The sequence below is a fragment of the Methanococcus maripaludis genome (genome assembly GCF_013760955.1).
GTDB classification, from domain to species: domain Archaea; phylum AGJL01; class Methanococci; order Methanococcales; family Methanococcaceae; genus Methanococcus; species Methanococcus maripaludis_A.
In genome coordinates this window covers 354,128-375,360 of record NZ_JACDUL010000001.1, presented here as the reverse complement: position 1 = coordinate 375,360, position 21,233 = coordinate 354,128, and the positions used below count along the sequence as shown (strand labels likewise).

25 protein-coding genes and 1 pseudogene are annotated in these 21,233 nt (G+C 36.1%); 9 read left to right on the top strand and 17 right to left on the bottom strand.

The features are described 5' to 3' along the window. Positions 1-116 precede the first annotated feature (116 nt). Entirely contained in the window at positions 117-1,688 is a 1,572-nt protein-coding gene (locus HNP90_RS02100) for a dihydropteroate synthase-like protein (RefSeq protein ID WP_011977211.1), read from the top strand. 70 nt (positions 1,689-1,758) lie between these two features. Here the strand turns inward: HNP90_RS02100 and HNP90_RS02095 are convergent, their stop codons facing one another. Further along, the gene (locus HNP90_RS02095) at positions 1,759-2,214 is read right to left on the bottom strand and encodes a 30S ribosomal protein S15 (protein WP_011977210.1); all 456 of its coding nucleotides are present in this window, start codon (positions 2,212-2,214) and stop codon (positions 1,759-1,761) included. A gap of 129 nt (positions 2,215-2,343) precedes the next feature. Further along, positions 2,344-2,859 (bottom strand): nicotinamide-nucleotide adenylyltransferase, encoded by a 516-nt coding sequence (locus HNP90_RS02090; RefSeq protein WP_011977209.1) that lies wholly within the window; start codon positions 2,857-2,859, stop codon positions 2,344-2,346. A gap of 131 nt (positions 2,860-2,990) precedes the next feature. Here HNP90_RS02090 and HNP90_RS02085 point away from each other — a divergent pair, with 131 nt between their 5' ends. Beyond that, on the top strand, positions 2,991-4,616 hold the full coding sequence (locus tag HNP90_RS02085) for a tRNA uridine(34) 5-carboxymethylaminomethyl modification radical SAM/GNAT enzyme Elp3 (RefSeq protein ID WP_011977208.1): 1,626 nt from the start codon (positions 2,991-2,993) through the stop codon (positions 4,614-4,616). 13 nt (positions 4,617-4,629) lie between these two features. On the opposite strand, the gene HNP90_RS02080 is transcribed toward HNP90_RS02085, so the two are convergent. Next, complete coding sequence (locus HNP90_RS02080; protein ID WP_011977207.1) at positions 4,630-4,785, bottom strand: hypothetical protein; 156 nt, start codon at positions 4,783-4,785, stop codon at positions 4,630-4,632. Positions 4,786-4,970: 185 nt separating this feature from the next. Here HNP90_RS02080 and HNP90_RS02075 point away from each other — a divergent pair, with 185 nt between their 5' ends. The 3 genes and pseudogenes from HNP90_RS02075 to bioD all read left to right on the top strand — a co-directional run. Continuing rightward, positions 4,971-5,705, top strand: a complete 735-nt coding sequence (locus HNP90_RS02075) for a 6-carboxyhexanoate--CoA ligase (protein WP_011977206.1) — start codon at positions 4,971-4,973, stop codon at positions 5,703-5,705. 8 nt (positions 5,706-5,713) lie between these two features. After that, a complete protein-coding gene (locus HNP90_RS02070; protein WP_011977205.1) occupies positions 5,714-6,826 on the top strand; it encodes an aminotransferase class I/II-fold pyridoxal phosphate-dependent enzyme in 1,113 nt (370 codons plus the stop codon). 8 nt (positions 6,827-6,834) lie between these two features. Next, positions 6,835-7,461, top strand: a pseudogene (bioD, locus tag HNP90_RS02065) (dethiobiotin synthase); the annotation flags it as partial. A gap of 29 nt (positions 7,462-7,490) precedes the next feature. On the opposite strand, the gene HNP90_RS02060 reads toward bioD, so the two are convergent. Further along, entirely contained in the window at positions 7,491-7,787 is a 297-nt protein-coding gene (locus HNP90_RS02060; RefSeq protein WP_011977203.1) for a hypothetical protein, read from the bottom strand. An 88-nt stretch (positions 7,788-7,875) separates the two neighbouring features. Between HNP90_RS02060 and HNP90_RS02055 the strand changes: the two genes are divergently transcribed. The 4 genes from HNP90_RS02055 to HNP90_RS02040 are packed head-to-tail and all read left to right on the top strand — an operon-like array spanning position 7,876 to position 10,414. Further along, a complete protein-coding gene (locus tag HNP90_RS02055) occupies positions 7,876-8,820 on the top strand; it encodes a hypothetical protein (RefSeq protein ID WP_011977202.1) in 945 nt (314 codons plus the stop codon). Positions 8,821-8,828: 8 nt separating this feature from the next. Next, the gene (locus tag HNP90_RS02050; protein ID WP_011977201.1) at positions 8,829-9,584 is read left to right on the top strand and encodes a TatD family hydrolase; all 756 of its coding nucleotides are present in this window, start codon (positions 8,829-8,831) and stop codon (positions 9,582-9,584) included. 10 nt (positions 9,585-9,594) lie between these two features. Continuing rightward, positions 9,595-9,903 (top strand): DUF749 domain-containing protein, encoded by a 309-nt coding sequence (locus tag HNP90_RS02045; RefSeq protein WP_011977200.1) that lies wholly within the window; start codon positions 9,595-9,597, stop codon positions 9,901-9,903. After that, entirely contained in the window at positions 9,878-10,414 is a 537-nt protein-coding gene (locus tag HNP90_RS02040) for a DUF2096 family protein (RefSeq protein ID WP_011977199.1), read from the top strand. The genes HNP90_RS02045 and HNP90_RS02040 overlap by 26 nt, the downstream gene beginning before the upstream one ends. Before the next feature lie 84 nt (positions 10,415-10,498). Here the strand turns inward: HNP90_RS02040 and mtrH are convergent, their stop codons facing one another. From mtrH to mcrB, 13 genes are all read right to left on the bottom strand, one after another. Continuing rightward, complete coding sequence (mtrH, locus tag HNP90_RS02035) at positions 10,499-11,458, bottom strand: tetrahydromethanopterin S-methyltransferase subunit H (RefSeq protein WP_011977198.1); 960 nt, start codon at positions 11,456-11,458, stop codon at positions 10,499-10,501. A gap of 24 nt (positions 11,459-11,482) precedes the next feature. Next, entirely contained in the window at positions 11,483-11,707 is a 225-nt protein-coding gene (gene mtrG / locus HNP90_RS02030; RefSeq protein WP_011171510.1) for a tetrahydromethanopterin S-methyltransferase subunit MtrG, read from the bottom strand. A gap of 4 nt (positions 11,708-11,711) precedes the next feature. Beyond that, positions 11,712-12,473, bottom strand: a complete 762-nt coding sequence (mtrA, locus tag HNP90_RS02025) for a tetrahydromethanopterin S-methyltransferase subunit A (protein WP_011977197.1) — start codon at positions 12,471-12,473, stop codon at positions 11,712-11,714. A gap of 16 nt (positions 12,474-12,489) precedes the next feature. Beyond that, the gene (mtrA, locus tag HNP90_RS02020; RefSeq protein ID WP_011977196.1) at positions 12,490-13,209 is read right to left on the bottom strand and encodes a tetrahydromethanopterin S-methyltransferase subunit A; all 720 of its coding nucleotides are present in this window, start codon (positions 13,207-13,209) and stop codon (positions 12,490-12,492) included. A 21-nt stretch (positions 13,210-13,230) separates the two neighbouring features. Then, positions 13,231-13,557 carry a tetrahydromethanopterin S-methyltransferase subunit B gene (locus tag HNP90_RS02015; protein ID WP_011977195.1) on the bottom strand — a complete coding sequence of 109 codons (327 nt, stop codon included), beginning with the start codon at positions 13,555-13,557 and terminating at the stop codon, positions 13,231-13,233. A 10-nt stretch (positions 13,558-13,567) separates the two neighbouring features. Then, positions 13,568-14,356 (bottom strand): tetrahydromethanopterin S-methyltransferase subunit MtrC, encoded by a 789-nt coding sequence (gene mtrC / locus HNP90_RS02010; protein ID WP_011977194.1) that lies wholly within the window; start codon positions 14,354-14,356, stop codon positions 13,568-13,570. 37 nt (positions 14,357-14,393) lie between these two features. Then, positions 14,394-15,101: a tetrahydromethanopterin S-methyltransferase subunit D gene (gene mtrD / locus HNP90_RS02005; protein WP_011977193.1), complete on the bottom strand. Its 708-nt coding sequence runs from the start codon at positions 15,099-15,101 to the stop codon at positions 14,394-14,396. A 26-nt stretch (positions 15,102-15,127) separates the two neighbouring features. Beyond that, complete coding sequence (mtrE, locus tag HNP90_RS02000) at positions 15,128-16,027, bottom strand: tetrahydromethanopterin S-methyltransferase subunit E (protein ID WP_011977192.1); 900 nt, start codon at positions 16,025-16,027, stop codon at positions 15,128-15,130. 269 nt (positions 16,028-16,296) lie between these two features. Continuing rightward, positions 16,297-17,958 (bottom strand): coenzyme-B sulfoethylthiotransferase subunit alpha, encoded by a 1,662-nt coding sequence (mcrA, locus tag HNP90_RS01995; RefSeq protein ID WP_011977191.1) that lies wholly within the window; start codon positions 17,956-17,958, stop codon positions 16,297-16,299. A 46-nt stretch (positions 17,959-18,004) separates the two neighbouring features. Further along, positions 18,005-18,787, bottom strand: coding sequence for a coenzyme-B sulfoethylthiotransferase subunit gamma (gene mcrG, locus HNP90_RS01990; protein ID WP_011977190.1), 783 nt, complete (start codon positions 18,785-18,787; stop codon positions 18,005-18,007). Between the two features lie 10 nt (positions 18,788-18,797). Then, positions 18,798-19,394 (bottom strand): methyl-coenzyme M reductase I operon protein C, encoded by a 597-nt coding sequence (gene mcrC / locus HNP90_RS01985; RefSeq protein ID WP_011977189.1) that lies wholly within the window; start codon positions 19,392-19,394, stop codon positions 18,798-18,800. 8 nt (positions 19,395-19,402) lie between these two features. Continuing rightward, positions 19,403-19,882 carry a methyl-coenzyme M reductase operon protein D gene (mcrD, locus tag HNP90_RS01980; protein WP_011977188.1) on the bottom strand — a complete coding sequence of 160 codons (480 nt, stop codon included), beginning with the start codon at positions 19,880-19,882 and terminating at the stop codon, positions 19,403-19,405. An 11-nt stretch (positions 19,883-19,893) separates the two neighbouring features. Then, positions 19,894-21,225, bottom strand: a complete 1,332-nt coding sequence (gene mcrB / locus HNP90_RS01975; protein WP_011977187.1) for a coenzyme-B sulfoethylthiotransferase subunit beta — start codon at positions 21,223-21,225, stop codon at positions 19,894-19,896. Between the last annotated feature and the right edge of the window lie 8 nt (positions 21,226-21,233).

The window sequence follows — 21,233 nt, the reverse complement described above, 5'->3', positions numbered from 1 at the left end:
ATCACAAACATTATTAGCTACTAGAAATATATGTACTAGTAATTTTTAAGATTATTCCTAAAAATTAGAAATTTCTCGGATCCCAATTTAAAAATTCCATATTTTTCGGTGATTTAATGAAAATACTTGTTATAACTGGAAAGCAGGCTTTTAATAAAGTTTCATCTGCAATAAAAAATTACGACTTTATCCACGTTTTTGAAGCGAAAATTTCAATTGCTGCTTTTTTAACCCCTAATTTGATAATAAAAGAAATAAAAAACATTGAAACATCAAAAAATAAAAAATTATCCGAAATATATGATTTTGTACTCGTAACAGGACTTATAAGACACGATTTAGCAAGAATTTACGAAGAAACAGGAATAAAATGTTTCAAATCAACTAGGGAAGCTTCAGATATTCCAGTTTTAATAAAAAATCTCGAAAAAATTAAACTTTCAACAGTAGATTATGCAGATTCGCAGATTGCTAAATTCATACGAGAAAATGCCGAAAAAGAAATAGAAAATGCCGAAAAATTACCCTTAAAAAACGGAAATATAAAAATAGGAAATTTAAAAGTTGGAAACGATTACCCGATGAGAGTACTTGGTGAAATTGTCCATGTTCCGTGGCTTTCTAAATACGAACTCGAAGAAAAAGTAAATTATTACGTTGAATCCGGAGCAGACATGATCGATCTGGGAATGGTTAGTAATGAAGATTATTCTAAAGATTTAAAGCAAATAATCAAAACTGTACGGGATATTACTGATAAACCGATCAGTGTCGATACACTAAATACTAAAGAACTTATTGAAGCAGTAAATTTAGACGTAGATATGATTTTAAGTGTGGACTCAGGAAATTTTGGGGAATTACTTCCACATTTAAAAGAAAAAAACACGGTGTCAGTTGTTCTTCCAACAAACTACAAAACAAATGAAGTTCCAGAATCAATTTCAGAAAAAATTCAGAATATGGAAAAAATTCTTAAAAAATTTGAAGAAAATAAGTTAACGGCTGTCGCAGACCCGATTTTAGAGCCGATAAATAACAGTGGTTGTAATTTCACAGAAAGTGTAATTGCATGCTACGAATTCAAAAAAAGAAACAATATACCTATGTTTTTTGGAATTGGAAATGTTACAGAATTATTTGATGTTGACAGTAACGGAGTAAATGCAAGTATTGCGGCAATTGGTCAAGAAATTGGCGGAAATATTTTGTTTACTCCTGAAGCTTCACAAAAGTGTAAATTTTCAATAAAAGAGTTGAAAATTGCGTCAAAAATGTTGTTTTTAGCAAAAAAACGAAATTCACTTCCAAAAGATGTTGGATATGACCTTATAAATTACAAAGATAAAAAATTCGATGAAGAGTTTGATTTAGAAGATGTAAAAATAATTGATGCAGTTGAAAATGAAAAACAACTTCTTGATAGGGGAAGCTTTAAAATTCGCGTTGATCGGAAAAATAAGGAAATAATCGCAACGTATTATGTACATACTCAACCAAAATTGATTATTAAAGGACATACTCCTAAAGAAATTTATGAAACTGCGTTACGGGAAAATTTAATTACTAAACTGGATCACGCAGCATATTTTGGAAAAGAACTTAGAAATGCGGAACTTGCGTTAAAAATTGGTAAAAAATATAATCAAGACTTTGACTTATTTTACAATGAATTTTGGAATCAATAAAATATCATAAAACTATTAAAAATACTGTTTTTAATTTTTCAAAAAAGAATAAAAAAAGAAATTAATTTGATTATTCGACCAATAATCTTGCAGTGTCTGGTGAGTATCTCCATTTAGCTGGCAATACTTTTGTACCTCTGTAGTACTTAACCAATCTTCTGATTTTTGATTCGATTAATTTTAAACCAACTGTTGAGTGTGTGTCTCTTGGGTTGTTTTCCAAGTGGTTTCTCAAGTTGATTGCTTTTTTCATTAAGTTGAAGAGATCTTCTGGAACTTCTGTGTAAAAACCAGCTTCTTTCATGATTGATGAAACGCTTTTGCCAGTTACTAATTTTACGCTAGGGACTCCATACATGTCTCTTAAAATGTTTCCGATGATAGCTGACTGTTTACCGTCTTTTGCCATTTCAACGATTTTTGCTTCAATATCCTCAGCGCTCATTGAAACCCATTCTGGAACTTCTGTTCTTAATGGTCTCGTTGAACCGGAGGAACCTCTTTTTCCTGAGTGTAATCTTGCCATTTGTATCTACCTCTAGATGATTCCCAGTCCAATGAGTAAGGTTATTACCTAAGTCATTGACTTAATCCTGTTAGTTTGATATCTTATATATAATTATTGGGTAGCAATTGAAGATAATTTCTACGTAAATTACTCTTCATCGTAGTCTTTTTCACTCAATCTTCTGATTCTGTTGATTCCATCTATTTCTTCAATTACTTTTACAACTTCTTTTGGAACAAGATGTTCCCAGTCGCTTCCTTCAAGCATTTTTTTCCTTATTTTTGTTCCAGAATAATCTGTTCTATTGTATAATTCCGGTTTTTTAACTGTGTAGTTTTTTTCAGAGAATAATTCTCTAACAAGCGAATTTCCAGTATACACTGTAGTAAATGGCGGAGTTAACGATTCAACAGACGAAACCCATACTGCATTATAATCTATATCATTAATCGGGATTGCATAATAATTTATATCGTAATTTTCAAGGGTTTTTGTAATCATCATCATTCGCTCTCCTGCGGTGAACGGATCTGTTAGGGTATGGCTTTTTTGACAGCTTCCAATACCTATGATTATCTCGTCAACTTCTTTTGAAATCTTTTTTATTATTTCCAAATGTCCCTTGTGAAATGGCTGCCACCTGCCGATTAGAAAAGCTCTCATAAAACCACCAATTTCCGTAAAAAGATAAACATAAATATAATTTAATAAGATAATCGAATAAGAATTACTTAATAAAGTTATATTCTGTTTTTATATATTACTGTTTATTCATGCCGAGACAGGTGATTTTTTTGAGTGACTATCCGGAATTTATACGATGTATCATTTCTAATCTTTTAGCTGAAAAAGAAAAAATAAAGGATCTGGATCCAAAGAGGAAAAAACAAAAGGTAGAGGATATCAAGGCGAGATGTCTTCGTAAATTTGATTTAAATGTGGGATTTCCTCCAAATTCAGATATTATCAGTCAGGCCTCAGAAGAAGAAAAAAAGGAATTACTTCCTCTTTTAAGAAAAAAACCCATAAGGACACTCTCAGGTGTTGCAGTGGTTGCAGTAATGACTTCACCTGAACCATGCCCACATGGAAAATGTTCGTTCTGCCCTGGTGGAAAGGAGAGTAATTTTGGAGATGTTCCACAAAGTTACACGGGAAAAGAGCCTGCAACAATGCGTGGAGTAATGTACAATTTTGATCCATACGTTCAGACGAGTGAACGGCTTTCACAGCTTGAAAAAGTAGGTCACCCAACAGATAAGGTAGAACTGATAATAATGGGTGGAACTTTTCCGGCAAGAGATATCGAATATCAAGAAAATTTCATAAAAAGATGTTTCGATGCAATGAATGGTGAAGTTTCAGAAACTCTTGAAAAAGCTCAAGAAAAAAACGAAACTGCAAAGCACCGATGTGTGGCACTTACTCTAGAAACAAGGCCTGATTATTGCAATGAAAAGGAAATCAATGAAATGCTTAAACTTGGAACTACAAGGGTAGAACTTGGAATTCAGAGTACAAACGATGAAGTTTTAGAGTTTGTAAAACGAGGACACGGAACCGATGCATCAATTAAGGCAACCCAGCTTTTAAAAGATAGCGGATTGAAAGTTTCATACCACTTAATTCCCGGACTTCCAAAAACAACTCCAAAAATGGACAAAGAAACAATTAAAACAGTATTTGAAAATCCAAATTTCAAACCAGACTTGATTAAATTTTATCCATGTCTTGTAATTCCTGGAACTGAAGTCTATGAATTATGGCAGAGTGGGGAATTTATTCCGATGACTGATGAACAGGCTGTGGAAGTTATTACCTATGGAAAATCAATCATGCCGAAATGGGTCAGGACTTCAAGAATTCAAAGGGATATTCCTGTAACGGTAATTGATGCAGGCGTTAAGAAAAGTAACCTTGGGGAACTTGTTTACAATAATTTGGAAGAAAAAGGAATATCTTGTAAATGTATACGGTGCAGAGAAGTTGGCCACGTTACCTATAAGAAAGGAATAAAGCCCGATGTAGAAAGTATATCGTTATGCAGGGAAGACTACGAATCAAGCGGCGGAACCGATATATTCTTATCGTTTGAGGATACCAAAAACGATCTTTTAATAGGCTATTTAAGACTTAGAATTCCAAGTAATCCATTCAGAAAAGAAATAACTGATAAAACTGCACTTATAAGGCAGGTTCATGTTTGTGGACAGCAGAAAGAACTCGAGGGTAATTCAAAAGAACTTTCATGGCAGCACAAAGGTTATGGGAGACTTTTAATTGATGAAGCTGAGAAAATTGCAAAACAAGAGTTCAAAAAAGATCAATTATTAATCAACAGTGGAATTGGAGTCCGAGAATACTATAAAAAACTGGGATACAAAAGAGTAGGTCCGTATATGGGCAAAAATCTTAAATAATTTCTTTTTTAAATTAGTGTAAAACTATGGATGCGATTACAACGATGTTAAATGCGTAAGCTGCGTATTTTATAGTATTGTTTCCTCTGTATGGCCTTTTAAGGTCATTTGAAATTTCGTTGATTTCTGTAAGTTCTACATCCGTTGTTTTAACTTTAGTATTTATCATAATTTCACCTTCTGTTGGATATTACTATAATCTACCCCATATATATAGATATTTGCTCATTATAAATCGTGATAGATGTTTTTAATGAAAAATAATGACAGATTGGCCGTCTTTATTATAATTATCGATAATGATAAATACAAAAAAATTAATCTATATTTAAGCAAGAAGTAAGTGATTAAAAAATGTTTAGTTTAAAAATGAGAGCTTCAAGAAACGGAAAACATGTTTCGGGAGCTGAAAGATTAGTTACGGAAGAAAAAATTGAAGAAATTTCTTCAGAACTGATAAAACGTGCAATGGGTCATGAAAATGGCGTTCCAGATTTCATAAATTTAAAGATAGAAAAAGTTACAGAAAAAATAAATAATTTAAAACATCTTGAAATAAAAACAGTTCATTCAACTTCAAAAGAGACTTCAAGGGTTATTGCAAGGAATCTTTTGAAAAATGAACTGGAAAAATATTATTTAAAGAATGGAAAAGACATCGAAAAAATCGATGAATTGATTGATTTTGCATTTAAAATAATTGACGAAGGAAATATGCGTGGAGCCGCAATTTTGGATCTGGATGGAAATCGGCTCGAAACTGATTCAAATCGGGGAATTCGTGTAAAAAACATTGATACAACAGATGAATTATCCGAAAAAATATTGGGGAATAGCTCATTATCTGAAAGGACTGTCGATGCAATCGCAATTGCAACAAAAGTTGTAAACTGTGGTGTAATTTCAGAACTCTGCACATCTGATAATTTTTCATATACGACAGGTTATATTGCAACTAAAGATGGATATTTTAGAATTTTAAATCTTAAAGGTAATGGCGAAGTTGGCGGAAGAGTATTTTTTGTTGAAAATTCAAAAATCGATGAATTATATGATAAGCTTGAAAACATGCCGGTTATTGTTTATTAGGTGCGTTTATGTTTCGGAAAAACTTAAAAAAAGAGCTTGATTTGATAAAACATCAAAACCTCTATAGAAAATTAAGGGGGGAAGTAGGTATTGAACTAAACTTCTCTACGAATGATTATTTGGGTTTATCAAAAAATAAAGAAGTAATTAATGCATACGATGATGGATTAAAATACGGTGCGGGGGCAACAGGTTCAAGATTAACTTCTGGAAACGTAAACCATGAAAAACTTGAAGAAACAATTTCTAAGTTCAAAGAAACTGAAAAATCGCTGGTTTATTCTTCAGGATATGGCGCAAATTTGGGAGTTATAAGTTCACTCTGTAAAAAAGGAGATTTAATTTTGAGCGATGAATTAAATCACGCATCAATAGTTGATGGAATACGACTTTCAAGGGCTGACAAAAAAATTTATCCGCACAATAATATTTCAAATTTAATCGAAATTTTGGAAGAAAACCGAAATTATGAAAATAAATTCATTGTAACCGATGCAGTATTCAGTATGGATGGAGATATTGCACAAGTAGACAAATTAAAAAAAATAGCAGACGAATATAATGCAGTTTTGATACTTGATGATGCACACGGAACCGGTGTTTTGGGCGGGGGAAAAGGAACACTTCATCATTTCAAAATAAAACCTACTGACAATATTATTCAAATAGGAACCCTTTCAAAAGCAGTTGGAACGGTTGGTGGATTTGTAACTGGCATTGAAGAATTAATCGATTATTTGATAAATACTTCAAGAAGTTTTATTTATTCAACAGCACTTCCTCCAGCAGTAATTTCTGCGAGTATTAAATCTTTTGAATTGATAAAATCAGGTGAATTAACGGATAAATTATCTAAAAATATCGATATTGCAAACAAAATCTTTAAATCTTCAGGATTTATTCTGGAAGAAAAGATTACTCCAATATATCCATTTTTATTCGGGGAAAAATCGATAAAAATTTCAGAAGAACTTTTAAATTACAAGATATTTTGTGTTGGAATTCGTTATCCGACCGTTAAAAAAGGTTCTGAACGAATAAGAGTAAGTATAACCGCAGAAAATAAAAAGGAAGATTTTGAATACCTATGCGAAAGCATTTCAAAAATAAACAATGGGTGATTTAAACGCTATTTGTAACGGGAACCGATACTGGAGTTGGAAAAACCTACGTTTCAGTAATTTTAGGAAAAATTTTGAAAGAAAGGGGCATAAATGTTGGTTATATGAAGCCTATCGAGTCAGGCGGGGTTGAGGATACAACCTATGCTAAAGAAGAACTTAATCTTTCTGAAGGTATTGAAACATTAAACCCGATAAACTTGAAAAATCCGCTATCTCCAAACATTGCTGCAAAAGTTGAAGATTTTGAAATAGATATCGAAAAAATAAAAGAATCTTTTCAAAAATTAAAGGAAAATCACGATTATTTAATTGTCGAAGGGGCCGGTGGAGTTTGCGTTCCAATAGTGACAAATTATTTAATGGCAGATTTGATAAAAGATTTAAATTTACCTTGTGTATTGGTTGCAAGACCCGATCTTGGAACAATCAACCACACAATATTGTCAGTTGAATATTTGCGAAAAAAAGGAATTTTGGTAAAAGGAATTATTATAAACTGTATCAATAAACTTGAAGATGTTCCGTACTATGAAGAAACGTTTAAAACAATTGAAGAGTTTGCAGATGTTGAAATAATCGGAATTGTAAAAAATAAAGACGATTACTCGATAAAAATTGAAAAAATGCTTTAAATTTGATTTATTTAATATTACCTATTCAATTATTTTTTTATAATTTCTAAATTCTGCCTTATTTCATAAATTTTAGCAACCAGTAGTTCTTTATCTTTTTCAGAAATCTCTTTTTTAGAAACTTCTGATATTAGTTTTTCCTTTCTAAAATCGATTAAATTCAAAATTGAAGTGAGTTCGAAATCACTTTTGGTTTCTTCGATTATTTTTTGCCATTTTTTTCCAATTTCATCTATTTTAGATTCGATTTCTAATTTTTCAGTTCTGTTTATAATATTTAGGCGTCTTTTGAGGTCATTTACGTTGGATTTTTCGTTGAGTATCATTTTAAAACCATGCAACAGGTTATATATTGGGGAATTAGTATAATCAAAATTACACTAGATTATATTTATTATTTTACCCGGTGATAATTTGGATGGTACCTTACTTGCAGAGGCCTTTTACAGTTCTTTTTTATATACATTGAGGATTTCCGCAGTTGTACTTTTAACCATATATATCGTGAATTATTTTGTAAACAAGGGACTTTTAGAAAAAATTTCAAACCGCGCTTTACCATTAACCCAAAAACTTAATTTAAACAGTTTTTTAGTTTCTTCGATATTAATTTCATTTTTCAGTCCAACTGTGGGATACACAATGCTTGCAGATGGAATAACTGAAAAAGAATTAACCGAAACAGAAGTTTTGGCAGGAACCCTCGCAAATTCATTTCCTGCAGTATTATCACACATGATAACGTACTACGTCCCAGTAGTTATACCTATTTTAGGGTATACGGGTATAATTTATGTAATTTTAAGGCTTTTAATTGCATTTACAAAAAGTATTCTGGGACTCTCAATTCTTCTCATGATTTCAAGCAAAGACGAAAGAAAAGTACAAAATCAGTTGAATAATAAAAAGAATAAAAATAATAAAACGAGTCCATTTGAAAAAACGTTTAAATTTGCAAGAAGGTTTGTTCCAGTGATGTTTGTTTCTATGTTTTTGGTTTTGTATATGTCAAAAACCGGATTTTTTAGTATATTTTCTATAATCGTAATGCCTGTAACGGATATTTTTAATTTAAATCCAAATACTGGAATTTTAGCAATAACCGAGATAATAAATGTTTCAGCTGCAATGGTAATGGCAGGAACTTTCTTAAATGACGGTTCATTGACTCCAAATGAGGTTTTAATCGGGCTTATATTTGGAAATATTGTGGCCTTTTCTACAAGGTCTGTAAAACATTCAATTCCGCTTCATTTTTCATTGTTCGGTTCAAAAAGAGGTACTAAAATAATACTTTTAAATTCGAGTGTTACAATAGTTTTAGATATCTTGATAATCGGGTTTTTACTTATGGGTTAGGTGTTTTCATGAATTTAGATGATTTTAAGTATATAGATTCCCACTGTCACGTTGAAGATAAGTCACTCAACAAATGCCGTGAAGAGGTCATAAAAAGGGCATTTGATGAAAAAGTGCAGATGGTAACAAGTGGTACGAATTTGGGCAGTTGCAGGAGGGCTGTTGAATTAAAAGATAAATATGGAATGTACATAACTCTTGGATACCACCCTGGAAGGGTTAATGCAGAGGATAATGCAATTGACAAAGTTTATAGATTTATTCAATCAAAAGAAAAGGATATTTTAGCAGTTGGTGAAATAGGGCTTGATTTTGATACCAAAAATATCGAAAGACAGGAAATTATATTTAAAAAATTTATAAAACTCGCTGAAGAATTAAATAAGCCCGTAGTAATTCATGCAAGGGGTATGGAAGAGCGTTCTTATGAAATTTTAAAGAATGATTCAGTTTCAATGTATCATTGTTACAGCGGTTCGCTAGAACTTGCGAGAGAATTGGTCGAAAACGGCAATTTTATTTCATACTCTACGTTGGTATGTTTTTCAGATCATCATAAAAATCTTGTTAAAAATCTTAATCTTGAAAATATAGTCGTAGAAACAGATAGTCCTTATCTTTCACCGATAAAAGGTGAAAAAAATGAACCAAAAAATGTAATAAAGGTTATTGAATCGATATGGGAATTAAAAAAGGATGAATATTCCTTAGACGAAATCACTAAAATTATATACAATAACACAAAGAGGTTATACCATATTTGAGGGTGATAGATTGGTAAAATTCACTGCAAAATTGATATCGATCATAACTGTGGAAGAAGCTTTGAAATCTGAAGTTTCTGGAAGTGTTCGTGTCAGGGCGTCTTATGATAACAGGGAACTTGATCCCACTCAAAATGTGGCAATACTTAATATTGAAGGAACTACCAGCTATCAGGCTTATTTTGTAGATCCAGATACGGATATTGAAAAAATAAAGGCAGACGTGGAAAGATACGGTGCAGTATTGAACCACAATTCAGAAGAAATAATTAAAAAATATGTCGAGAGGATGAATGATGAAGGATGCCAAGGGGATTGATAAACAGTGGGTAATCTTGAATGAACTGGCATCAAAAGTTTCTAAAGTAAAGCCACTTCCTGAAGACGTTTACTCAAAACTCAGGATGGCAAATAGTATAATTACCTATTATTTACTTGACGAACACGCAAATTTTGAAGTTTTAAGGGATGCCGAAAAAGAAATCTCTAAAATACAGGTAATTTTGTTTGGACTTTCAGATCCAGATACTTCAAAAGAATATTTGATCAAAATGGGTCAGGCATTGAGAAATGAGATTGATCTTGAATTTCCATTGAAACAGAATACTTTTAATACAGAAGTTAAACGAAAGAAAAGTTCTGAAACAATAAGGGTAACTATGCCGGTAGAAGTTCATATAGAAGTTCTTGGAGAACTTAGCGAGTGCAACGGCGTAATATTTGAATTAAGTCATGAAGATAACCAAAAAGTTCTTATTGAAGGCGTAAAAGAGAAAATAACTGCTGCATTGAAAGAATTTTCTGTAATATGGAAATTTACTGATAATTAACTTTTTTTATTTTTTTATAAATTATAATTTGTATATTTAAATTTTAGAATATTATTTTACAAAATAAAAGAGAAAACAAATTAATTAAATTAATTTGTTTAATGGGTGTTCTGCAACGGGTACTGTTCCCATTTCTTTTGCGGTTTCTGCGATGATCATATCTGTCATTGCAACTGCAGGGAATGCGAGTTCAGAGTTATCGATTGGACCGTATAAAACGAAATCTCCTGAAGTCATTGTTTGTACAATGTTTGCACCGATATCGCATACGTGGTGTACGTCTTTTGATAACTGGTCTTTTCCTTCTTCTCTTAATCCTTTTCTGAATTCTCTAAGCCAGTCCCATGCTGAAGGTACGTTGTGAATACCGCTACCTACTGGTAAACCGAGTTTTGCTTTAACTGCAAAAGCAGCTCTAACAGCGTGACCTGCACCGTTACCCATTGGGGTTACTGCAACGTCGATGAGTGGGTATTTGATACCTGCTTTTTCTGCAAGTTCTAACATACCGATGTCTTTTGTTTTACCACCATCGTTTAATACGTTTAATTTACCTCCAACGGATGGGTCCATTGGGTCGAAACATAAAACGATTGAAGCTTCAACATCACTGTTTGTTAAGTTTTCAATTTCTTCATCTTCTGCAGCAACGTTAATTGAGTTGTAGATACACTGATTTGCGTATCCTGCTTCTGTAGCTCTGTTTGCAGCAGCCATTCTTGCTTTACCGGATGTTGAGTCAAGTAACATTGGACCTTCCCATACTTCGGAAACGAAATCAATGTAGTTAACTAACGCTTCTTCAGTACCGCCGAAAACTTGCACGAATGCGGAGTTTCCTGTAATGTCTTGCATTTCAGCTTGTTTGTTGATTAAAGCTTCAGCAGCTTTCTTATCAAAGATACCTTTTTTAGCGTCTTCTACAATTTTGTGTCTTGCGTAGAAAATTGTACCGGATAATGCTGTTGGACATTCTCCTGGCTGTCCACCGAATTTTGCACCAGCGAACTCAATAATCATCTGTTCTTTGTCAAATCTAAACATTATTCCACCTCTGTTTAGGCTATCTCATTTTATTAAGTCAAATAATGGTAAAACGGTTCCGAGAACATATACGAATATAAATCCTATTGCGAGTCCGTATGCAATACCTACGTCTCTACCTGCCTTTTTACCGGTTCTCTGGATTATTTCAGCGTTGGTATTTTCAACGGTGTTTTCGATTTCATCGAGTTTTGCTTGAAGTCTTTTGTAGTCTTTTGTTGGTGTGACTACTGTTGGAATTTCAGACATTTACTCACCCCATCAAGAATTTTAAAGCTATTGGGATTGCAACTAATGCGATAGCAAATACTGAACCATACATTAATCCTGTAATGGTTTCAGTTTGAACACCGGAAGCTAATCCAATGTCTCTTGTCATCAATCCTACTTTGTAATCCAATGCTTCGTTTAATGCTTTTATTGATTCAATGTCTGGTTCTGCTACAGTAGGGATACCTTCAATTACGAGGCCTCCTTCATCTTCACTAGCAGCAGCTCCTCCACCGTCTAATTCAATAATCATTGGTTCTGCGTCAAATGCTCCTGGATCTTTTGAGATACAGCTTTTAACCGCAGCTGAAATTTTTCCAGTGTCTTCTGTATCAATTAAATTGATTAATTCAACAATTTGTGATTGAAGTCTTCCAACTGGTTCTTTTCCTACGTTTTCCATGAAAGGAATAGCTCCTTTAGCGCCGATGATACCTCCATCGTCACCAATTCCATTTTCATATAATGCTACGATACATTGTCCAGTAATGTGTCCTTGAACTTCTGATCCAGCAACTATCATAAATCTGATGTTCGGGTTTGAAATGTAGTTTACAACAACTTTTTCAATTCCCAAGTTTTCTGTGTGGCATGGTCCTGAAATAGCTGCACCTGCATCAATTGCAGCCTGGTCCAAACCGTGTGAACCGAGCGTAATAACTGCAACACAGCTTTCAGGGTTACCGACCACATATTCACCGGTAGCAACAGGCCATCCTGCCGCTGGGGCTTTTTTATCTGCCATTGTTTGCACCTCCTCCTTAGAGTAATGAGAATACTAATATTGAAAGGAACAAGCCTATTGCAATACCTTGGATTTTTCCATTGTAGTATCCTGAATTGAATTTAGCAATCATTGCAGCTTCATTCATTTTTTCAGAGACGATTTTCATTCTAGCTTCCAATAACGCCATTTCTGGTGAAGTTGGTTTCATTGAAGTTGATTCGGTATTGGCAACAGCTTCGCCACCTTCTAAATCAACAACCATTGGTTCTTCATCAATTGCATCAGGGTCCTGTGAAGTGCAATTTTTAATTGCAGCTGCAATTTTTGCAGTGTCTTCAACATCGATTAAATCGATACAATCGATAATCTGTCTTTGAAGTCTTTCTACAGGTTCTTTTCCTATATTTTCCATGAAAGGAATAGCTCCTTTAGCGCCGATGATACCTCCATCGTCACCAATTCCATTTTCATATAATGCTTTGATACATTGTCCAGTAATGTGTCCTTGAACTTCTGATCCAGCAATTATCATAAATCTGATGTTCGGATTTGAAATGTAGTTTGCAACAACTTTTTCAATTCCCAAGTTTTCTGTGTGGCATGGTCCTGAAAGAGCTGCACCCGCGTCAACTGCAGCCTGGTCCAAACCGTGTGAACCGAGCGTAATAACTCCAACACAGCTTTCAGGGTTACCCAGTACATATTCACCGTTAGCAACAGGCCATGTTGCTGCCGGGGATTTTTTATTTGCCATTGTCTGCACCTCCTATTCAGATTACAACCCTATTAGGCTTAAATTCATTTTAACAGCCAATATAGTTACAAGCACGAGAATTGCCATCGTTACCCAGAAACCAAAGAACATTCCTTGGAACATACCTGCAAGTTTGTAAGTTCCTTCTCTTCCATTGTATGCTTTCATAGGTGAGTTTCTTGGATCAAGCGAATTTTCCAATGCTTTTGCATATTGTGCTAATTTGTTTATTTCGTCTTCAACAGGGTGTAAATCTACAACGAGAATGTCTTTTCTCATTTCGGCTATTAAACCTGAGTCTACGTCCATTACAATATGAAGTTCAGGACATACTTTGACGATATCCATCTATACCACCTTACTCTTTCTTAGGCAATTCTGGTACGTATTTAACTTCGCAAGCATCAGCAAGTGATATTTTTACGAATGTTCCGAAAGTGTATAACCAGAAGATTGCAGCTACTGCTGTTGAAACTATGTCTAATTTTGCAATTGAGAATACCAACCATGCAATTAATCCACATGCAACTGCAAGAGTCATTGTTCTCTTGTGGCTTTCATCTGGACCAATACATGCGTTGAATGGGTGCAAAATTGCCATACCTGCTGCAATAAATGCCAATGCAATAACTCCATTGCTAATTGCACCGTTAATAATTATATCAGCTGAAAATCCGCCTGCAAATGCAGAACAGAATCCTAAAATTGCTAAAGCACCCATTAATGAGAGTTTAGTCATACTTGAAACAATAATTGGTACTTTCATTCCTACTGGGTTTTGTGTTAACTTACCCACGATGAATCCAACAGCTACTGCGATTACTGCAGTAAGGATTGGTGTAACAAGTACTGGGATTCCAAATGCTGCAGGTATCAAAACACCTGCTAATGCTGAAATTGTACCCATACCTAAACTTACCATTCCAATTGATGGAACACCTGTACCTAAACCGTATGCAGCTACTCTTCTTGTAGTGTTAGCACCTGCAACACAAGCGCCCACAGCCAATAACCCACCAAGGAGCATAGATACTGAAGGGAACAATTGTGCCACGTATATTCCTATGAGTGATAATACAGCGCCGATTGCTAAAACCTGATCTTCAGGGAATAGTTCTGCTGCGTGTCCTCCGCCACCATGTGACATAATTACACCTCAAATATTTTTTGAAAACCATGTAGACTTAAAGTCCCATAGCCATTCCAATTAATACTGCACCTGCGATTAATGAAGAAACAAATGAAGCAATAACTCCGTTTGGCATTTTCTTAAATTTAGGGTCGTGGAATCCTTCGATTGTACCACCAATGTTGTATGAAGCTAAAACCGCGTTCATGAAGAAGAAACCAACTGCCAAAACACCGGCAATAGCTGCAGCAAATCCTAACTGTTGGAGTGCGATGTATGCAAGAGCACCACCGAGACCACCGAGCGCTGCACCAATTGAACCACTTACAAAACAAACGGTTGGAATACCGTGTCCTGTTGTACCTGGTGTGATGTATGGTTTTTGAATATCTCCCGTAATAGGGTCTTTTTCACACTTATCTGCTGCAGGGACGATACCAATACCGTATACATAGATAATTTGACCGATTAACATTGTAAGGCCTAACATGATCATTGCACCGACAGCACCAGATAACATGATTAATAACATGTGAACTGGGTTAGCCAATGAAACTCCCGCTTGTGAAGCCATTGTAGCTGCAGCCAAGAGACCGGTAAAACCTGCACCTGCTGCTAACTGTGTTGTACCTGTACCTACCCCTGTTGAAGTAGCCATCGCTGCTGGAGCACCACCTACTGGAACGAAGTGAACGCTTGCGTTGATAATCGCTCCTGCAATGGTTATTTCCGCAAGAGGTAATATAAAGCTTGTAGCATCCATAATATCACCAATCTTCCTTATTTTAATTAATTTCTGTATGGTCCGTATTTGTTTCTAGCATATACCTCGAGTTTCCTGTTGATAACTGCTGCAACGGCCACTACTAAGAGACCTACTAAAAGTGCGATTGATGTTTTTGTTACTAAGTCTCCACCGACGATGTTACCGAGAATGCTTCTCCATCCATCGAGGAAGATAATTAAACCAAAGCATAATCCTGTAAGTGGACCACCAAATCTTGAACAGAAATATGAAGAATCTAATCCGTTTCTTACACCGTATTCTGCGTAAATATCAATGTCACCTTGGTTAGCAACAGGGATACCGCCACCGAATGGGTATTTTTGGTATTCTCTTTCAGCACCGTAGTGAACGTCACCAGTTGATGAACCGATAGCACCTACAGTAATACCGAAGATCAATGCAACCAATGGTAATGGGAATGGGTTTCCTAACGCTGTTGTTGCTAAATATGCAGCAAGAGTCATTGTGAAAACAGCTATAAATCCGTGTCCTACGATTGGACCTATGTGTGATGTAAGAACATCCATGTAAACAGGTTGTCCGAACTTTTTGGACTGACCTACAATCCTTCCAAGGAATGCACTAACTGAATAAGCACCATGTACGATTGCAGCAACACCTGAACCTACGATTATTGCTAAAACAGCATTTAATCCTGCGTTAATTAGCGCCCAAGCAATAGTACCTGCAACTGCAACATACAAACCATATGATACTGGTTCCCCAGATATAGCTTTGTTGAAGTATCTGTGAATATTGCCCATTTGCGGACCTAATTGAACCTGAGAGTTAGGGTTAGACTGTGAACCGACATCGGATTCCAAGTCTTCAGCACAACCGGAAACAGTTGCAGCTGCTCCAGCTAGGGCCAATGCCCCCAGAGAAATCAATGTTGGATCCATTATTTCACCTCACAATATAAGGAACTGTTAGCTATGCCTTTATCGGCTTTCAAAGCCTAGAGAGTTATCTATGCCGTTAGCTATTCAGTTATTATTTTGTTATATGATATATATTACTTTGTATTCGTTTTTTAATCGAATAGGGCTTAATATTTTCTTTAATTTAATTAAAATATATTTTAATTAAGGTATATTGTTAATGATTATGAAACAATATATAATAAGTATAAAAAAAGGAAGCCAAGAGGCCTCCTATATTTTTAGATAAATTATTTAGCTGGTAAGATAATGTCTCTTTCTCCTGCAGCTTCGAATTCTCTTAATGCTCCTCTAGCAAACTCTTTTCTAGGTTTGGAGAAGTCGAATACGAGCATTGGGTCAGCAAATGCAACTTTGATTAATGGGTTCATTGCAAATGCGTCTCCTCTTGCGGAGTGAGCAGATTGTGCAATACCTGCGTATTCTCCCTGGTGACCTACGTTCATTGCGTAGTTAGGGTAGTTAGGTCCTCTTAATTCAAGAGGTGCAGCTTCGTCGTTTCTGATTGCGAGTGAGTTTGAAGCACCACACTGGTCCTGCAAGTCGTAACCGTAGAATCCAAGTCTGCTGTGGTATTCTTTGTGTAATAACTGTGATAAGTACCAGCCGTTTACACCAGCGTTTGAGTTACCTGTTGCCATACATACGCTGATACCTGATGCAGCAGCCGCAACCGCAGCTCTTTGTGATCCACCGAAGTGGTCTTCTAATAATGCTGGGTATTCGTCATACTGTTCTAATGCGTAGAGTGTAACTTCACCAGCAATGTCTTCTACTACGTCCATTGTAGCTTTTGTTCCCATTCTACCGTATTTTTTCTCTACGTAATCTAATCCGTAGTATGAGAAGTCATCTAAGATATCATCGGTGTATGATGCGGTAGCGTATTGTGTGAATCCTACACCACCAGACATGTATGCACCGAGCCAGATTTGGTCGTATAACGCAGCACCAGTTGCTACTACTTCTAATGATTGTTCAACTGGGTCGTCTGAAACTCTTGTTGTTTGTACAACGTCTGAAAGGATACCGAACTGGATTCCTCCTGGTTCGTTTGGTCCTCTTGCTCTTCTTCCTGGTAAAGCGTTACCCATCTGAATTACGTCAGCGTGTTTTGAAGCGTATGAGAAGTCAGCTGTCGCAGCTTCCCCTGCACAAAGTTTGTATGCGGTAATGAATGACATTCCAATCTGCATTGCAGACCATCTTGAGATTGTACCACCGTCACATACTCTACCTACGAGTGATGGAACTCTTGATACTTGGTATGTTTTTTTACCGATTGCAGCTTTTAAAGTTTCAGCTTGTTCTTCAGGGAACAATTTGTTAATGTCAATTAAGAATCTGCTGTCTAATTCATCAGCTAATTCATCGTCACCGGTGAAGATTCTAGCATAACAATCCCATGCGAGGGAAGGGTGAACTTCAACCATGTGTTCTTGAACAACCGCACCACCTGCAAGAGCGTGGTTGATTGTGTGCATGTATTCATTGATTGTTTCAGGTGTTACTTCTACACCCAATCTTTTTTCTAAAACTGAGTGAGCAGTGTCCATACCTACAACAACAGTTCTTCTGATATCGTCCCATAACTGTTGGATAGCAGCGTTGTTCATGAAGTGTAAGTCGTCACCTTCACAGTAGTCGTCAGTGTTTGACAATTTGTAAGGCATTAATTTTCTTTGTCCGAGAGGAACACCAATGTCAGGGTTGTAGAGTGGAACACCCTGTCTTTTTTCAGCTAATATTTTTTCATTAGCTTCAACGAATTCTCTTTTCCTAGCGGATTGTTCCCAACCGCCGTAGGTATAGAATTTTGTGTATTTTTCTTTTGGGTCTTCTTCGAATTTTTCCTTTAATGCTTTCAAGAATAATCTTTTTTCAGCTTCCATAAGTTCACCTCAAAGGTTGAAGAGGTTTTTTTAATTTAGAATTTAATTATAATCCTTTGAATATTTCGTTTGTAGGGATGTATCCACCGAGTGTTCTTGCTCTGTGAATTCTTTTTACAACGTCAATAACTTCAGGATCTGCTCTCATTGCAATACCATCTTTTCTGTAGATGGTTGTCATTTCTCTTAATTTTGCTTCAGGGATTGGTTCTCCAACGTCAACAGGTGCGTCGAGTGGTTTTCCTACCTGATCCTTTACGTACATAACGTGTCCGGTTTTTTCGTCAAATACACATCTTTGAAGTGCATCAAACATCATACCGTTTTCGTCCAATCTTAATGAGTGTCCGTGTACAGTTGCACCTCTAACACCTGATGTTGCAGGGTCAAAGAGTTCTGTATCCATGAGTAAGTTTTTGGAGAATTCTTCGAGGTCACTTTCTCTACATTCAACAACTTGTCTTCCTGAGAGTGTACCTGCATCTACTCCTCTTAATCTTGACATGTATGATCTTGATCTGTCGTATGGTTGAGCAGGAGCAAAGTACATGGAGTCAGCAAACTGGATGTATCTAACTCTATGTCCTTCTTTAGCACCGTTTAATGGTTCTACTAAGTCTCTTGCATAGTCTTCAATGAAGTCCATTTCTTCGAGTGGCGGGTGAACTGTTTTGTAGTCTTCACCAGGCTGTCTGTGTCCCATGATTTTTACAACATCTTCATCTGGGATTTCTCTTAATTTTTCCAATTCGTGGTTTGGATTTAAGTGATTTCTTCTGTTTTCAGCAACTTTTGTTGCACCAGGGTAGAACTGAGGCGTATATGCCATAAGATCACCTTTAACCTAAATGTTTTTTTATGCTTTCAATGATTTCATCAATTTTTTTCTGAGGAGCTGATTCTCCTCTAATTACTCCGGCAATGATTTCCACGATCGTACCTTCAGTTTTAGGTTCTAAAGGCATCACGTTTCTCGTTTTTATTCCGATTGCTGCAAAATCTTCCATGTCTACTGGAGCTTGGCAAACAATTATTGTAGGAATATCCACGTATTTTAAGAACAATCTAGCTTTGTAGATTATATGGCTCTTAACATTTCCGAAATGTATTACACATAATTTATGTCTATTAACTTGTTTAGCTTCCTCGGGTTTAAGTCCAAATGTGGAACCTAAACTCCCTTGTGGAGCGTCTGACGGAATTCCCGCTCCTGCATCTAATACGAGAACGCTGGTTTGAATTCCCGCTTCCCTTATTCCATAGGTAATTTCGCATACGGGTTTTGTGATATGCCTTCGTCCCGGAGACATTGCAACAACGACCACGTCATTACGTAGCCCTTCTGCAAATGTTCCCCTTTGGGCAAGTCCTCCACCTTCTCCAAGACCCATAACTGCTCTACAATCAACGATTTGTTCTTTTCTACCTACTGGCATAAAATCACTTATTCGTTTGTTTCGCTTTTTGGGATCAAGGCAACAGTAGAATCGAACTTGCTTCTAGGATCGGTTGCACTCAATAATCTTTTGTCAATATCATTAACAGCAGATTCTCCGTATTTTATGAAATCCGTTACCGTAGGGGTATCCCTTAAGAATTTACCCTTTGTTAACCGGTATCCAAATGGGAAAAGATCCTTACAGATTTCGTCGATTTTTTCAATTTCGCTTTCATCATCCAGTAAAACCCATAACCTTCCAACTTGAAGCATGAGCTCTACAGGAACGCCTCTAACAGTAATTTCCTTTTTTTCAGAGTGATTTACGGGACTTCCCTTAGCTGGACCGTATCCAACTTTTTTAGGGAGTGATTCTCCATGTATAACTACTCTTTGAACTGTGCTCAATGAATAAGCGCTGTTCAGGAATTTTTCGGTAGTTTCCGCTTTTAAGTACCTATGTGGGAAGACTTCTAATTCAATCATTGTTTATTACCTTAAAGTTGGTCTTTAATGCTTAAAGCTCCTTCAATTACATATTTCATTGGTTCTCTGAATTCGTCAAATGCTGAGTATACTGCACCAACTAATCCTGAAGTGTGTTCAGGGGAGAACATCTGTGTACCTGCATCTGCACACATTGCCGCACATACTGGAGGAATTGCGAATCCTTTGGAGTGTCTGGTTACAACGTGGTTACCGTTAAAGATACCAGGTCCACCACCACCGTAGATTGAGTGTGAGAAGAATGAGAATCCTACTGCAGTACCCATTGATCTACCGTAGTCAACACCAGGTAAACCAGTTTCGTACTCTAAAATATCGTTGAAGTATAAAATAACTGAAGCAACGTTTTGTGCTGCTCTTGCTGCACCACAGCTTACTGCAACTGCTGCAACTAAACCTGCTGCTGCATATGCATTCCATTTGTTTACGTCAGCTGGTTTGTACATGTTGAATCCTGAGCCCATTGTTTTGTCAACAACAATAATGCCATCAGCAATTGCTTTTTCAACAAGTGTTTCTACAACTGAACCAACTGTTCCTTTTGCGTTTGCTTTAATAAAGTCAATAACTAAGTTGTCAGCGTTTAATCCTTGGTAAGCTAAACCAAGTAAGTGCTGTCTTTCGAATGATCCTACTGCGTCACCCATTTCGAATGTTGCAGTTTGTTCCATAACTGATGAGAATGCAATAGCGTTCATCATGTTTTTCTTGGTTGTAGCAACCGCGTGGTTAACTGGAATGTTTCTTAAAGCGTAACCTAAACCTTCTAAGTTTGAAGGTGCACCTAAGAGTGAAGCGATGTTACCGCCTGCGTAATCCATAACCTGTGGGTAGTTACCAATAATTGCAGCGTGCACTGTTGAACCATCGAACATGTCAATGTTGAATGTTTTAATAAGTGCTTCTTTCAATGCCATAGCGGTTGAAAGCATTGATACTGAGTATTCTGCAGCTACGTCCAATCTTGCGGTTGGAACTTGCACAGCCATCTGCTTTCCGCCGTTAATTAATTTTACTGAAGTATCGTCATCATCGGATACTTTTAAGATTTTTTCTACTTCGTCAGCAATAGCCTGAGCGTTGCTTACAACGGATAAGTCCATAGTTCTTCCTGGAACTTGGCATCCTTTTCCTCCGATTTTACCGATAGCTAAACTGCTTTCGATACCAGCGAGGTTAACAGCAACTGTTCTTTTTATGTTCTTTACCATGCTTTTGATGGTAGGGTTGTATAATGGGCTAATAGCTTCCAATGGTACATTTTCAGCTACTAGGTTTCCTTTCGCATCGTACAAACTTATCTTGTCTTCATACTTTACCATAGGAACCA